Source organism: Agromyces sp. NPDC060279, from assembly GCF_042726785.1.
Lineage (GTDB): Bacteria > Actinomycetota > Actinomycetes > Actinomycetales > Microbacteriaceae > Agromyces.
Genome location: NZ_JBHXBK010000001.1, coordinates 1,393,396 through 1,407,999 on the forward strand (window position 1 = coordinate 1,393,396; position 14,604 = coordinate 1,407,999).

Annotated in this window: 13 protein-coding genes; 6 read left to right on the forward strand and 7 right to left on the reverse strand. The window is 74.4% G+C overall.

Annotation, left to right across the window (positions count from 1 at the left end; all coding sequences use genetic code 11):
* Positions 1–15: 15 nt before the first annotated feature.
* Together hutH and ACFWE1_RS06580 are read left to right on the forward strand one after the other, a co-directional pair.
* Positions 16–1,578: a histidine ammonia-lyase gene (gene hutH, locus ACFWE1_RS06575; RefSeq protein WP_376932670.1), complete on the forward strand. Its 1,563-nt coding sequence runs from the start codon at positions 16–18 to the stop codon at positions 1,576–1,578.
* A gap of 233 nt (positions 1,579–1,811) precedes the next feature.
* Positions 1,812–3,308 carry a M23 family metallopeptidase gene (locus ACFWE1_RS06580; RefSeq protein WP_376932671.1) on the forward strand — a complete coding sequence of 499 codons (1,497 nt, stop codon included), beginning with the start codon at positions 1,812–1,814 and terminating at the stop codon, positions 3,306–3,308.
* A 60-nt stretch (positions 3,309–3,368) separates the two neighbouring features.
* On the opposite strand, the gene ACFWE1_RS06585 is transcribed toward ACFWE1_RS06580, so the two are convergent.
* The 4 genes from ACFWE1_RS06585 to ACFWE1_RS06600 form a co-directional block, all read right to left on the reverse strand.
* Positions 3,369–4,241, reverse strand: coding sequence for a transporter substrate-binding domain-containing protein (locus ACFWE1_RS06585; protein ID WP_376932672.1), 873 nt, complete (start codon positions 4,239–4,241; stop codon positions 3,369–3,371).
* Positions 4,242–4,375: 134 nt separating this feature from the next.
* Positions 4,376–5,230, reverse strand: coding sequence for a helix-turn-helix domain-containing protein (locus tag ACFWE1_RS06590; RefSeq protein WP_376932673.1), 855 nt, complete (start codon positions 5,228–5,230; stop codon positions 4,376–4,378).
* Positions 5,227–6,090 carry an amino acid ABC transporter ATP-binding protein gene (locus ACFWE1_RS06595; protein ID WP_376932674.1) on the reverse strand — a complete coding sequence of 288 codons (864 nt, stop codon included), beginning with the start codon at positions 6,088–6,090 and terminating at the stop codon, positions 5,227–5,229. Before ACFWE1_RS06595 ends, ACFWE1_RS06590 begins: the two co-directional genes overlap by 4 nt.
* A complete protein-coding gene (locus tag ACFWE1_RS06600; RefSeq protein ID WP_376932675.1) occupies positions 6,087–7,010 on the reverse strand; it encodes an amino acid ABC transporter permease in 924 nt (307 codons plus the stop codon). The genes ACFWE1_RS06595 and ACFWE1_RS06600 overlap by 4 nt, the downstream gene beginning before the upstream one ends.
* Before the next feature lie 310 nt (positions 7,011–7,320).
* Between ACFWE1_RS06600 and ACFWE1_RS06605 the strand changes: the two genes are divergently transcribed.
* The 3 genes from ACFWE1_RS06605 to hutI all read left to right on the forward strand — a co-directional run bounded on the left by ACFWE1_RS06605 (position 7,321) and on the right by hutI (position 10,910).
* The gene (locus ACFWE1_RS06605; protein ID WP_376932676.1) at positions 7,321–7,803 is read left to right on the forward strand and encodes a hypothetical protein; all 483 of its coding nucleotides are present in this window, start codon (positions 7,321–7,323) and stop codon (positions 7,801–7,803) included.
* A 162-nt stretch (positions 7,804–7,965) separates the two neighbouring features.
* Positions 7,966–9,672: a urocanate hydratase gene (hutU, locus tag ACFWE1_RS06610; RefSeq protein ID WP_376932677.1), complete on the forward strand. Its 1,707-nt coding sequence runs from the start codon at positions 7,966–7,968 to the stop codon at positions 9,670–9,672.
* A 14-nt stretch (positions 9,673–9,686) separates the two neighbouring features.
* On the forward strand, positions 9,687–10,910 hold the full coding sequence (gene hutI, locus ACFWE1_RS06615; protein ID WP_376932678.1) for an imidazolonepropionase: 1,224 nt from the start codon (positions 9,687–9,689) through the stop codon (positions 10,908–10,910).
* Between the two features lie 86 nt (positions 10,911–10,996).
* Here hutI and ACFWE1_RS06620 read toward each other — a convergent pair whose 3' ends face one another.
* Together ACFWE1_RS06620 and ACFWE1_RS06625 are read right to left on the reverse strand one after the other, a co-directional pair.
* Positions 10,997–11,473 (reverse strand): SixA phosphatase family protein, encoded by a 477-nt coding sequence (locus ACFWE1_RS06620; protein WP_376932679.1) that lies wholly within the window; start codon positions 11,471–11,473, stop codon positions 10,997–10,999.
* 73 nt (positions 11,474–11,546) lie between these two features.
* Positions 11,547–12,491, reverse strand: a complete 945-nt coding sequence (locus ACFWE1_RS06625; protein ID WP_376932680.1) for an arginase family protein — start codon at positions 12,489–12,491, stop codon at positions 11,547–11,549.
* A 101-nt stretch (positions 12,492–12,592) separates the two neighbouring features.
* Here ACFWE1_RS06625 and ACFWE1_RS06630 point away from each other — a divergent pair, with 101 nt between their 5' ends.
* Positions 12,593–13,411, forward strand: a complete 819-nt coding sequence (locus ACFWE1_RS06630) for a hypothetical protein (RefSeq protein ID WP_376932681.1) — start codon at positions 12,593–12,595, stop codon at positions 13,409–13,411.
* 144 nt (positions 13,412–13,555) lie between these two features.
* Here the strand turns inward: ACFWE1_RS06630 and ACFWE1_RS06635 are convergent, their stop codons facing one another.
* The gene (locus ACFWE1_RS06635) at positions 13,556–14,551 is read right to left on the reverse strand and encodes an NAD-dependent epimerase/dehydratase family protein (RefSeq protein ID WP_376932682.1); all 996 of its coding nucleotides are present in this window, start codon (positions 14,549–14,551) and stop codon (positions 13,556–13,558) included.
* Positions 14,552–14,604 lie beyond the last annotated feature (53 nt).

A 14,604-nucleotide genomic window follows, 5' to 3' on the forward strand; every position in this document is an offset into this window, starting at 1 on the left:
CGCTGGAATCGAAGCATGAGCACGAGCGCGCCCTCCACCAGCCCGGTCACCGTCGGCATCCCCGGCCTCTCGATCGAGGAGGTCGTCGCCGTCGCCCGCCACGACGCCCCCGTCGTCCTCGACCCGGCCGCACTCGAGGAGGTCGAGCGCAGCCGCGCCATCGTCGACGGGCTCGCCGCCGACCCGAACCCGCACTACGGCATCTCCACCGGCTTCGGCGCCCTCGCGACGACGTTCATCGCCGCGGACCGTCGCGCCCAGCTGCAGGCCAGCCTCGTGCGCTCGCACGCCGCGGGATCCGGCGCCGAGGTCGAGCGCGAGGTCGTGCGCGCGCTCATGCTGCTGCGCCTGTCCACCCTGATGACCGGCCGCACCGGCGTGCGCCGTGCAACCGTCGAGACCTACGCCGCGATCCTGAACGCCGGCATCACCCCCGTCGTGCGCGAGTACGGCTCGCTCGGCTGCTCCGGCGACCTCGCGCCGCTCGCGCACTGCGCGCTGGTCGCCATGGGCGAGGGCGAGGTGCGCACCGCCGACGGTGAACTCGCGGATGCCGGCGCCGCCCTCGCCGCGGAGGGCATCGCGCCGCTGCGGCTCGGCGAGAAGGAGGGCCTCGCGCTCATCAACGGCACCGACGGCATGCTCGGCATGCTCGTGCTCGCCATCACCGACCTGCGCCTGCTGCTCACCACCGCCGACCTCGCCGCCTCGATGAGCGTCGAGGGGCTCATGGGCACCGACGCCGTCTTCGCCGCCGACCTGCAGGCGCTCCGCCCGCAGCGCGGCCAGGCGCGCTCGGCCGCGAACTTCCGGGCCGCGCTCGCCGGCTCGCCGATCGTCGCCAGCCACGCGGGCCCCGAGGACGGCCGCGTGCAGGATGCCTATTCGTTGCGCTGCGCGCCGCAGGTGCACGGTGCCGCCCGCGACACCGTGGCGCACGCGGCATCCGTCGCCGACGCCGAGCTCGCGAGCGCCGTCGACAACCCGGTGCTCACGGCGGACGGCCGCGTCGAGTCGAACGGCAACTTCCACGGCGCGCCCGTCGCGTACGTGCTCGACTTCCTCGCGATCGCCGCGGCCGACGTGGCCTCGATGAGCGAGCGCCGTACCGATCGCTTCCTCGACCGGGCGCGCAACCAGGGGCTGCCGCCGTTCCTCGCCCACGAGGTCGGCGTCGACTCGGGCCTCATGATCGCGCAGTACACGGCGGCCGGCATCGTCTCGGAGCTGAAGCGGCTCGCCGTGCCCGCCTCGGTCGACTCGATCCCCTCCTCCGCCATGCAGGAGGACCACGTGTCGATGGGCTGGGCCGCGGCGCGCAAGCTGCGGCGGGCCATCGACGGACTCACCCGGGTGCTCGCGATCGAGATCATGACCGCCGGGCGGGGCCTGCAGCTGCGCGCGCCGCTGCAGCCGGGTCCGGTCACCGGCGCGCTCGTCGAGCTCATCGCGGCCGAGGGCTCGGTGCCCGGCGAGGACCGCTTCCTCTCGCCCGAGATCGAGCGGCTGACCGAGCTCGTGGCCTCCGGCGAGGTGCTCGCACGGGCGTCCGCCGCCGCGGCGACGCCGCTCAACTGAGTCAGCCGACGCGGGCACGACACGCCGGACCCGGGACGAAAACCGCCCCGAAAAGGTGACAATGGCTCACTGAATGAACGTTGTGCCCGCAGGGATGCGGTGCGAGACTGAGCGCGTCGGTACCCGAAACCGGCACCCTTGGAATGTCGATGAAGCCACCACTGGACGAAGCGCCGCACCCTGGACGCCGGGCCCTGAGCCCCCGGCGCGCCGGATTCACTGCGGCCACCGCCGTGACTGCCGTACTGCTCGGCGTCACCGGCACCACCTCGGCCTACGCCGACGATGGCGCCCCGGTCGCCGACCCAGGCACTGACCCCGCCGCAGTCTCCGCCCCCGCTCCGGCCCCGGACCCCGCCCCGACCGACGCGAGCGCGAGCACGACGAGCGACCCCGCCCCGAGCGACCCCGCCCCGAGCGATCCACCGCCGAGCGATCCGCCGGATCCGGGCCCGACGACGCCACCCGACCCCGGCACGAACCCGGGAACGGATCCAGGCACCGACCCGGGCACCGATCCGGGAACGGATCCAGGAACCGGCCCCGGCACCGATCCGGGAACGGATCCAGGAACCGACCCGGGCACGACCCCGCCGACCACTCCCCCGGTGACGACCCCGCCGACCACCACGCCGAAGCCGACGACGCCCACGGCGCCGAAGCCGAGCGCACCGAAGCCGGCCGCGCCGGCCCCGACGGGCGGGTCGGCGAAGCCCGGACCGCGGCCGCTCAAGCTGAGCGCCGACATCCTCTCCGCGGGCACGGCCGTGTCGGCGGAGATCCGCCAGGCGCAGCGGGTCCTGAGTGAGGCGACCGCCGCGCTCCGGGCCGCGCAGGACGAGCTGGCCGCGGCGCGCGACTCGCGGGAGGCCGCCCGCTCCACCGCGATGGAGCTCGACGAGCTCGCCGAGGCGGCGCGCGACCAGGCCGACGCAGCGGCCCGGCTCTACATCGGCGCCCTCCGCGGCGACGGCGATGCGCTGGGCTCGATCGACGCCGCGGTGAAGCCCGGCGGCGACCTGCTCGCCGGCCTCGGCAGCATGCAGCGCGTCTCCGAGCTCACGGGCGACGTGCAGGGCCTCCGCGACGCGGCCGACCGGCTCGACGGCGAAGCCGATGCGGCCGAGGCGCGCGCTGAGGCCGCCTGGGCGAAGGTCGACGCGGTCCCGGTCGAAGCGCTCCAGCAGAAGGTCGACGACGCCGAGGCGGCCGTGGCGAGGGCGCGCGACGCCCTGGCATCGGTGCGCACGGTGCTCGCCGCGTCGAGCGTCACGGTCATCGAGAACCTGCCGACCGATTCCGGGCAGCTGAGCGATCAGGGCTGGTCGCTGCCGGTGAGCGGGCACCTCACCGACGGCTTCGGCCCGCGCCCGAACAAGCCGATCGCGGGGGTGAACGACTTCCACCGCGGCACCGACCTCGCCGCGTCCTGCGGCTCGCCCGTGTTCGCCGCGACGGGCGGCACCGTGATCGAGGCCGGCCGCAGCGGCAGCTACGGCAACTGGATCCTCATCGACCACGGCGACGGCGTCTCCACCGGCTACGCCCACCTCGTGGACGGCGGCATCCTCGTCTCCGTCGGCGACGTGGTCCAGGCCGGCGGGCTGATCGGCGCGGTCGGTTCGACGGGCGCGTCCACGGGCTGCCACCTGCACTACGAGGTGCGCCTCGGCGGCGTCGCGGTCGACGCGATCCCGTTCATGGCCGCGCGCGGCATCCAGCTCGGCTGAGCTCCACCGAACCGAGTTGCCCGACTTTCATGAAAGTCGGGCAACTCGGTGGTCGGGGGTCTACTTCTGCAGGTTGATCCCCGGGGCGACGGGCTTCACGCCGTACTTCGCGAACAGCTCCTCGGTCGTGCCGTCCTCGTAGAGCGTCGTCATCGCGGCGAGCACGGCGTCGATGAGCTCCGGCTTCGCCGTGTTCATCATGCTGCCGACGTAGAAGCCGCCGTCGAACGGTTCGGCCACGATCTCGCGGTTCGCCCCCTGCTCGATCGCGTACGCGGCGCCCGCTTCGCTCTGGATGCCGAGCGCCGTGCGGCCCGACTCGAGCGCGAGCTCCGCGTCCTGCTGGGTCGGGTACTCGGTGACCTGCATGCCCGGCTTGCCGGCCTCCTCGCACTCGGCGGTGAGCGCCTCGGCGTAGCTCACGTCGGTCGTGCCGCGGATCGTCGCGATCGTCTGCCCGCAGGCGTCGAGGCGGGTCGCGTAGGCGCCCCCGTTGCCCGCGGTCGTGATGAGCGTCGCCTGCTCGGTCATGAAGTCGACGAAGGTCCCCGCCTGCTGGCGCTCGAGCGTGTCGTAGAGGCTGCCGCCGTAGATGTCGTACCGACCGGCGGCGACGCCCGTGATCCCGCCCTCCCACGCGACCGGGATGAACTCGATCTCGAGGCCGAGCTCGGCGGCGACCGCGTCGAGCAGGTCCTTCGTGATGCCGGACTGCGGCACGTTGTCGGCGTCGGGGATCATGTACGGCGCGTCGGGCAGGGTCACGCCCACGCTCAGCACGCCGGGCTTCACGAGCCCGTCGAGGCCGGCCGCGGCGCCGTCGGACGGGCCGGCGTCGCTGCCGGGTGCGTCGAAGGTGCAGGCCGCGAGGGCGAGGGCCGTGGCGGCGGCGAGGGCGGCCGGCAACAGGCGTCGTCGGATGTTGCGGGTCATCGGGGGATCCTTCCGGTCGGTGGCTGCCGGCACCGCCGGCTCCCCCGACGGTAGGAGCGGCGCCGGGCGGCCTCCAGGGATCGGTCGCGGCATCCGTTGCACTTTCCGCGGATGCCCCGGCCGAGGCATCCGGCTCAGGCCGCGATGCCGAGCTGCGCGCGACGGAACGCGGTCGGCGTGACCCCGCACTCGCGCCGGAAGAAGCGCGAGAAGTACGACGCGTCGTCGAAGCCGAGCCGCCCGGCGATCTGCGCGCAGCTGAGCTCGGTGCGGGCGAGCAGGCGCTGCGCCTCGCGCACGACCTCGGCGCGGATGAGTTCGCCGGGGCTCCGACCGGCCTGCTGCCCGACCGTCTCCGCGAGGTGCCCGGGGGTGATGCCGAGCGCCTTCGCGCACTCGGCGACCGTGAGAGTCGCCGAGGCACGCTCGCGCACGAGCCGCTCGAACGCGGCCGACAGCCCCCGGCTCGGCCCGGCGGTCGGGTCGGGGGCGAGGCGGCGCAACTGCAGGAGCAGCAGCGACAGCAGGGTGCGGATGGCCCGGGCCTGCAGTGCGTCGGGCAGGGCCAGTTCGGCGCGGAGCTCGGCGAACACCCGCTCGAGGCGGCGGCGCTGGGCGTCGGTGGGCCGCAGCCGGGCATTCGTCCAACCGGGCAGGCCGGCCTCGGGCCCGCCCTCGCCGGTGAGGAAGTCCTCGCCGAAGAGCACGATCGTGCCCGTGACGGGCGCCGTCTCCTCCCAGTGGTGCAGCTGCCCGGGCGCGATCAGGAACAGCTGCGGGGCGGCGATCGCGATCGACTCCGTGTCGATGTGGTGGAATCCGGCCCCGCCGGTGACGAGCACGAGCTCGACGAAGTCGTGCCGGTGCGGGCGGCCCGCCCACGGCCCCGGCCCGAGCGTCTCGAGGGGACCGATCAGGAAGTCCCCGTCGAGGCTCGCGGGCGACACGTTGATGCGGTGGGTGGGCGGCGCGGCCGCGCGCACCGTCATGAGACCGCCGCCTCGGCCTCCGCCGCCTCGGCATCCTGCGCTGCACCGTCGTGCGCTTCGCCACCGTGCGCCTCGCGGTCGTGCGCCTCACCGCCGGAGCGACGCAGGAACGCCGCCGTCCGCGGCGAGCGCGGCGCCCCGAAGAGCTGCGCCGGCGGCCCCTGCTCGACGACGACCCCGCCCTCCATGAACACGACCGTGTCGGCGACCTCGCGGGCGAAACCCATCTCGTGAGTGACGACGACCATCGTCGTGCCGCCGGCGGCGAGCGCCTTCATGACCGCGAGCACCTCGCCGACGAGTTCCGGGTCGAGCGCGCTCGTGGGCTCGTCGAACAGCAGGATCGCAGGCTCCATCGCGAGGGCCCGGGCGATCGCCACGCGCTGCTGCTGCCCGCCGGACAGCTGCGAGGGGTACTTGCCCGCGTGCTCGGCGAGCCCGACCGAGGCGAGCAGCTCGCGCGCCCGGCGCTCGGCGTCGGCCTTGCGCCGCCCGAGCACCTTCACCGGCCCGATCGCGACGTTCTGCACGGCGGTGAGGTGGCCGAAGAGGTTGAACTGCTGGAACACCATGCCGAGGTTCCGGCGCACCCGGCTGGTCTCGCGGTCGCTCGCCTCGGTGAGGTGCCCGCCGTGGGCCGTGTAGCCGACGAGCTCGCCGTCGACGGCCACGACCCCGCCGTCGAGCGATTCGAGCTGGTTGATGCAGCGCAGCAGGGTCGACTTGCCGCCGCCGGAGGGCCCGATGAGGCAGACCACCTCGCCGGGGGCGACGTCGAGGTCGATGCCGCGCAGGATCTCGGTGCCGTGGTAGGACTTGCGCACGCCGCGCAGGGCGAGCGAGCCGCGGGCCGCGCTCATCGGGCCGCCTCCGCCTTGAGGACCCGCCGCCTGCTGCGGTCGAGGCCGCGCTCGAGGAAGTGCTGCCCGATCGTCGCCAGCGTGACGAGCGCGAGGTACCAGAGCGAGGCGACGACGAGCATCGCGATCACCTGGTAGTTCTGCCCGTAGATCTGCTGGGCGATGGTCATCAGGTCGCCGCCGCCGATCACGGAGACGATCGCGGTCGCCTTCAGGATGTCGATGAACTGGTTGCCGAGGGGCGGCAGGATGACCCGGACCGCCTGCGGGATGACGATGAGCCGCTGCGCCTCGAGGCTCGTCATGCCGATCGCCTTCGCCGCGTCGGTCTGCCCGGGCGGGACGGCGAGGAAGCCGCCGCGGACGACCTCCGCCATGTACGCCGCCGTGTGCAGCACGAGGCCGATGAGCGCCGCGAGGAAGGGCGTCACGAGTTCGTTGGTGCTGCCGCCGATGGTGAGTCCGAGCGCCGGGATGCGCACCCCGATGACCGGGAAGATCAGGGCGAGGTTGAACCAGAACACGAGCTGCACGAGCAGCGGCGTGCCGCGGAACAGCCAGATGTAGCCGTCGACGATGACGCGGAGCACGGGGTTGCCGGACTGGCGCATGACCTCGAGCACGATGCCGAGCAGCAGTCCGAGGGCGAAGGTCAGCACGGTGAACAGCAGCGTCGTGCCGACCCCGGCGAGGATGCGCGGGCTGAACAGGTACTGCGCCACGACCGGCCAGTTCATGGCCGGCGCGGAGACGAAGGCCCAGCCGATCGCGGCGACGAGGGCGCCGACGACGACGGCGGGGACCCAGCGGCTGAGGATGCGGGATCGGGACCGCAGCGGCAGGGCCGCGAGCCGGGCGAGCGGGTCGCCGCCGCCGGCATCGGTGCCGGGCGGGTCGGTGAGGAGCTGGGAGGAGGTCATGGGGTTCATTCCAGGAATCGGGGGTGCGGCCGGCAAGGCTTCGGCCGGCTCTGCTATCCGGTATCCCAGACCTGGCCGCTTCGATGAGCGATCGTGCGCGCTGGAGCAAGGCCGAGGCGTTCCCGGTCAAGGTGCGCGGGCGCCTGCGCCCGGCGTGCGCGGGGCGGCGGGCGCGTGTCGGGCGCCGCCGCACCCGAGAGGAGTCACAGCATCGCCGCCGCGCGTCCATCGACGTCCGGCCGAGGCATCCGTAGCGTCGCCAGCGGCCGGCGCACCGTCGGCCGACCGACGACGATCTGGAGGATGGCCGATGGCCGGAAAGTACGAGCACCTCTTCGTGCGACACATGGGCGACTCGAGCGCCGACCTCGTGAACGAGGGCGCCGTGGCGACGGGCGTGCCGCGCCCGGCGCACATCGGCGACGCGTTCGCGCTGATGCGGGCCGAGGACGTGCCCGAGTCGAAGATCCACATGACCTACACGTGGATCGGGCCGACCGACGAGCCCTCGCACTGGGTGAACGAGCACGAGCACGACTACGACGAGGTGCTCATCTGGACGGGCTCCGACCCGGAGAACCCGCACGACCTCGGCGGCGAGATCCTCATCGACATCGAGGGCGAGACGTACAGCGTGACGACCTCGGGCGCGCTCTACATCCCGGCCGGCATCCGGCACTGCCCGCTGGACTTCAAGCGCGTGACCCGGCCGATCCGCTTCAGCGCGCTCTCGCTCTCGGGCGACGGCGCCTACTCCTCGGACGAGGACGTCCCCCGCGACGCCACCGCCTGAGCGCGACGCGCTTGAGCTCGATCTCGACTTGCCCGACTTTCATGAAAGTCGGGCAAGTCGCCGTTTTTGCGGGCGGATGCCTCGGGCGACGTGTCCGGGATCGCAGACACCCGCCCCGCGGCATCCGTTGTCCGCACCGCCCGGCTGCGCGAACCTGGGGTCATGACCGATGCACCCTCCACCGAAGCGCGCGGCGCCCGCACCGTGCGCGCCGCCCGCGGCTCGACGCTGAGCGCGAAGAGCTGGCAGACCGAGGCGCCCCTGCGCATGCTGATGAACAACCTCGACCCGGAGGTCGCCGAGCGCCCCGAGGACCTCATCGTCTACGGCGGCACCGGCAAGGCCGCCCGCAACTGGGAGTCCTTCGACGCCATCGTCGCGACGCTCGAGCGCCTCGAGGACGACGAGACCCTGCTGGTGCAGTCGGGCAAGCCCGTCGGCGTGTTCCGCACGCACGCGTGGGCGCCCCGCGTGCTCATCGCGAACTCCAACCTCGTCGGCGACTGGGCGAACTGGCCCGAGTTCCGCCGGCTCGAGTCGCTCGGCCTCACCATGTACGGGCAGATGACCGCCGGCTCGTGGATCTACATCGGCTCGCAGGGCATCCTGCAGGGCACCTACGAGACCTTCGGCGCCGTCGCCCGGGTGCTCGCCGAGTGCCGCGGCCGCAGCGCCGAGGAGATCGCGCAGGCGAGCCTCGCCGGCACCCTCACCCTCACCGGCGGCTGCGGCGGCATGGGCGGCGCGCAGCCCCTCGCCGTCACCATGAACGGCGGCGCCGTGCTCATCGTCGACGTCGACGAGACGCGCCTCGCCCGCCGCGTCCAGCACGGCTACCTCGACGAGTACCACCCCGATCTCGAGACCGCCCTCGCCCGCGCCGTGGAGGCGAAGGACGCCGGCATCGCCCGCAGCGTCGGCGTCGTCGGCAACGCCGCGACGATCTTCGCAGAGCTGCTCGACCGCGAGGCGCCCATCGACGTCGTCACCGACCAGACGAGCGCGCACGACCCGCTCTCCTACCTGCCCGAGGGCGTCTCCGTCGCCGAGTGGCACGAGCTCGCCGCGAGCGACGCCGAGGAGTTCACCCGGCTCGCCCGCGCCTCGATGGCCAAGCAGGTCGAGGCGATGGTCGGCTTCCAGTCCCGCGGGGCCGAGGTGTTCGACTACGGCAACTCGATCCGCCGCGAAGCGGAGCTCGGCGGCTACCCGCACGCCTTCGACTTCCCCGGCTTCGTGCCCGCGTACATCCGGCCGCTCTTCGCCGAGGGCAAGGGACCGTTCCGCTGGGCGGCGCTCTCGGGCGACCCGGCCGACATCGCGGCCACCGACCGGGCCATCCTGGAGCTGTTCCCCGAGGACGAGCACCTCCGCCGCTGGATCACCCAGGCAGGCGAGAAGGTGCACTTCGAGGGCCTGCCCGCGCGCATCTGCTGGCTCGGCTACCAGGAGCGCCACCTCGCCGGGCTGAAGTTCAACGAGATGGTCGCCTCGGGCGAGCTGAGCGCGCCCGTCGTCATCGGCCGCGACCACCTCGACTCCGGCAGCGTCGCGAGCCCCTACCGCGAGACCGAGTCCATGGCCGACGGCTCCGACGCGATCGCCGACTGGCCGCTGCTGAACGCCCTGCTCAACACCGCGTCCGGCGCGAGCTGGGTGTCGATCCACCACGGCGGCGGCGTGGGCATCGGCCGCTCGATCCACGCGGGCCAGGTCGTCGTCGCCGACGGCACCGAGCTCGCCGCGGAGAAGATCGCCCGCGTCCTCGTCAACGACCCCGGCACGGGCGTCATGCGGCACGTCGACGCGGGGTACGAGCGGGCGATCGAGGTGGCGCGCGAGCGCGGCCTCGACGTGCCGATGGCCTGAGCGGAGGACGGCGGATGCCTCGGACGACCCTCTTCACGAACATCGGCGAGCTGACCACGAACGACCCGGCGCCCGGTCGCGAGGGCGGCCCGCTCGGCCTCGTCCGCGATGCCGCGGTGCTCGCCGTCGACGGGCGGGTCGCGTGGGTCGGGCCCGCCGCGGCCATGGCCTCCGCCGCCCCCGCCGGCGGCGCCGAGCCCGACGAGCTCGTCGATCTCGGCGGCCGAGCCGTCATCCCGGGCTTCGTCGACTCGCACTCGCACCTCGTGTTCGGCGGCGACCGGGCCGAGGAGTTCGCCGCCCGCATGGCCGGTCGGCCGTACGAGGCGGGAGGCATCCGCTCCACGGTGCAGGCGACCCGCGCGGCGAGCGACGAGGAGCTGCGCGCCCGCCTCGCCGCCTTCGTCGAGGAGCTGCACCGGCAGGGCACGACGACGTTCGAGATCAAGTCCGGCTACGGGCTCTCCGTCGAAGCCGAGGAGCGCCTGGTGCGCCTCGCGCGCGAGGTCACCGACGAGGTCACGTTCCTCGGCGCGCACGTCGTGCCGTTCGAGTACCGGGAGCCCGACGGGCCCGGCGCCGACGCGTACGTCGAGCTCGTCACGGGCGAGATGCTCGCCGCCTGCGCCCCGCACGCGAAGTGGGTCGACGCGTTCTGCGAGCGCGGGGCGTTCACGGCGGAGCAGTCCCGCCGGGTGCTCGAGGCCGGCCGTGCCGCGGGCCTCGGCGTGCGCGTGCACGGCAACCAGCTCGGCCCCGGCGAGGGGGTGCGGCTCGCGGTCGAGCTCGGCGCGGCATCCGTCGACCACTGCACCTACCTGAGCGACGAGGATGTCGCGGCGCTCGCCGCCTCGGACACGGTCGCGACCCTGCTGCCGGGCGTCGAGTTCTCGACCCGCCAGCCGTACCCCGACGCGCGGCGGCTGATCGACGCGGGCGCCACCGTCGCGATCGCGAGCGACTGCAACCCGGGCTCGAGCTTCACGAGCTCGATGCCGTTCTGCATCGCCGTCGCGGTCCGCGACATGCGGATGACGCCCGCCGAAGCCGTCTGGGCGGCGACCGCGGGCGGGGCCCGGGCGCTGCGCCGCGAGGATGTCGGCGCGCTCCGCCCGGGCATGTCGGCCGATCTCGTCGAGCTCGACGCGCCGAGCCACGTGCACCTCGCCTATCGGCCCGGCGTGCCGCTCGTGCGTCGCGTGTTCCGCGCGGCCGGGCACCTCGCCGGCGCCGCGTAGGCGGCCCCGGCGCTGTTTCCGAGTTGCCCGACTTTCATGAAAGTTGGGCAACTCGGGGTGGGGTGGCGGGTGAGCGGTCGACGGCGTCAGCTGCGCGGCGCGCGGACGAGCTCGAGCCGGCCGCTGCCCTCGATCAGCTCGGCCCACGAGTCGATGTCGACCGCGCACGTCACGACCGCGCACGTCGGCAGCTCGACGAACTCCCCGGTGAGCTCGGCGACCGCATCGCTCATGCCCGGATTGTGGCCGACGAGCATCGCGACGGATGCCTCGTCGGGCAGCGCTGCGGCGGCCGCGAGGATGGTCCGGGCCGACGCCGCGTAGAGCTCCGGACGTTCGACGGGCTCAAGGCCGAACGCCGTGGCGTACTCGCGCGCGGTCGTGATCGCCCGGAGCGCCGGGCTCGACACGACGAGCCGCACGCCGCCGCCCTCATCCACGAGGCGGTGCGCCATGGCGGGGGCGTCACGCAGTCCGCGGGCGTTCAGCGGGCGGTCGAAGTCGTCGATCGCCGGGTCGCCCCAGTCGGACTTCGCGTGCCGGGCGAGGAGGAGCGTCTTCATGCCCCCAGCCTCGCACCGCTCGCCCGTCGCCGCGAGGGTGCGGGCACGTCGGCCGAACGTGCGGAGCGGAAAGTCAGCCGCGCGCCGGCCGGCCCGCGACCCCGGCGAGCACCTCCAGCACGCAGAGGGCGGCGAGCCGCACGGTGCGCCCGTCCGGGGCATCCGCCGTCGCGTCCACCTCCGCGAGGTCGACGCTCACCACGCGCGGATCGCTCGCCGCGGCGCGCGCGAAGGCCCGCAGCTCCCACGCGGCGAGGCCGCCGGGCATCGAGGCGGGACAACCGGGGACGACGGAACGGTCGCAAACGTCGACGTCGAGGTCGAGGTGCACGGGCCCGTCCGCGGCGCCGGCGATCGCGAGCGCCTCGGCCATGACCTCGGCCGGTGCGCGGCCGTGCAGCTCGTCGCGGTGGATGACGGTGATGCCGAGCCCGCGCGCCCGGCGGGCGTACTCGGCCGAGTTCGCGAAGTCGGCGATGCCGATCTGCACGACGCGCGCCGGGTCGAGCCCGGCCTCCACGAGCCGCCGCACCGGCGAGCCGTTCGAGACGCCGTCGCGCAGATCGTAGTGGGCGTCGAGGGTGACGAGTCCGGCGCGGTCGAGCCCGTCGCCCCAGGCGCCGAGGGCGGTGGCGACCGTCACGGAGTTGTCGCCGCCGATCGCGAGCACGACCTCGGCCAGCTCGCGGAGCCGCGCGACCTCGGCGCGGGTGCGCGCCTCGCCCTCCGGGCCGTCCGGCTCCTCGACGTCGCCCGCGTCGACCACCGCGACCGGTGCGGACTCGGCGAGGTCGAGCTCGCGGCCGCTCCCGCGCCGGTCGGGCACGAGGGCGGCGCTGTAGCGCTGCAGCGCCTCGCGCACGGCGGACGGGGTCGCGTGCGCCCCGGTCGGCGAGAGCGAGGTGCGCCACGCGGGCACGCCGAGCACGGCGAGCGCCGCGCGCTCCCCCGCTGCGAGGACATCGGGGGCGGGCCAGGCTCCGGCGCGCGGCCAGAGCGGATCGTGCGAGAGCGCCATGCGCCCACGCTAGGCGGTCGGGCTCGCGCGCGCAGCGGGCGCGGATGCCTCGTCGTCTGCGATCCCGGACAGATGCCGCGTGCTCGCGTATCGTGGCTCGCATGCCCGAGCCCGAGCGCCGCCCCGGTTCTCCCGCGGCATCCACCCCGGCACTCGGCGCCCTCGCGGTCGTGCTCGCCGCGTTCGCGGTCGCCGTCATCCCGCTCGGCCGGCAGGCGCAGCTCGCCCTGCTGTCGGGGATCGGCCCGGCCCAGCTCGGCGCCGTCGGTGCGATGGCGCTCGGCACCGTGCTGCTCGTGATCGGGGCGGTCGCGGTGCGCGGCCGCACGCTGATCGGGGTCGCCGGGGGTGTGGCGGCCGTGCACTTCCTGCTGCTCGCCGCGGCGACGGTGGCCCGACTCGGCCTCGGCGGCGGGCCCGGCGGCACGGTCGCCGACGTGGGCGCGCTGCTCGCGCTCGCGATCGCCGCCACCGCCGCTGGACTCGCGCTCGTCGGCGCGCGGGCCGTGTCGAGCGCGGCGGAGCTCGGCATCCGCCGCGTCGCCCTCGTGCTCGCCGTCGGCGCCGCGGCGGTGCTCACGCTCTCGGAGCTGCCGGGACTCGTCGCCGCGCTCGGCTACGGCGCCGCCTCGGCGCGCTCGACGGTCGTGGTGTGGGTGCGGGTGCTCGCGATGGTGCTCGCCGTGCTGCTCGTCGCCCGCGCCGCTCGGGGCGGACGGGGCGCGCGCCCAGTCGCCGTCGTCGCCGCCCTGCTCGCGGGCGTGCTCGCCGTCGAGGCGGCGCTCGGCGTGCGGGAGTGGAGCGGCCTCGCCTTCGCCGCCGCCGTCGTCGCGGCGCTCTGCTGGGCGGCGGTCGCGGTCATCGCGGTTCGGCTCGCGATCGTGTCCGGGCCGGCCACCGGCGCCCACCCCCGCTCCTGAACGTCCTGCCCTCACCGAGGGGGTCGAATTGCGACATCCGCGTCGTTCCAGGACGCGAGAGATGTCGGAATTCGACCCCCTCGTGAAAGGTGGGGCGAGAAGAGCGGGGCAGGCCGAGAAGGGCGGGATCGCGGGAGGGCGGGTCTAGCGGCGGGCGGCGCGGAGCAGCGCCACGAGCTCCCGCTCGCGCTTGGCCGTGAGCCCGGCGCGCCGCTCGCGGTCGAGCCCCTGCTCACGCTCCCACGCCAGCACGTCGGCGAGGGTCTGCTCGATCGGGCGCGGCAGGAATCCCTCGCGCTTGGCCGCCTCGTTCGAGCGATCCTGGAAGGCGTGCCAGCCCGGCTCGGCGATCCAGAGGGGCAGGGATGCCTCGCCCGACCACTCGGCGACCCCCTGCTCGGCGAGCCAGTCGGGATCGGCCGCGAGCTGCTCGCCCGCGAACCCGCCGACCGCCACAGCAGCGTCGAGCACCGCGCCGAAGGTCGAACGGTCGCCGACGAGGTTGAACGCACCGCCGAGGCCGCGCTCGATCGCGTCGAGCGTCCAGGCGACCAGGTCGCGCACGTCGACGAGCTGCGCGGCGGCGTCGCGGATGGCCGGTACGAGCATCGGCGCGTCGTCGCGGGCCGCACGGGCGACCCAGTAGCCGCTCCGACCCGACTCGTCGCCCGGACCACCGATGAGCCCCGGCCGCACGATGAGGGCGCGGTCGCCGAACGCCTCGCGGTAGGCGTGCTCGATCGCGGACTTCGCCTCGCCGTAGCTCTCGGGATCGGACTCGTCGGACTCGAGCGGCGGCAGCAGCTCGGCCGACTCGTCGGCGCCGGGCTCGTCGTGGTGCGCGTAGACGTTGCCGGACGAGATGGCGACGGCGCGATCGGCCACCCCGGCGAGCGCCGTGGCGGCCCGCCTGGCGAAGCCGGGCTGGCGGGTGACGTCGATGACGGCATCCCAGCGCCGGTCCGCGACGGCGTCGTAGGCGTCGGGCCGCGAGCGGTCGGCGACGACGAGCCGGGCGCCGTCCGCGACCTCGCCGCCCGCACCGCGGGCGAGGCACGTGACGCGGTGGCCGCGGCGGACGGCCTCGCGGGCGAGTTCGCGGCCGAGCCACTGGGTGCCGCCGAGGATCAGGATCTGCATTCCGCCATTTCAGCATCCCTTCGACGAGCTCAGGGAACCAGGTGGTTCGCTGA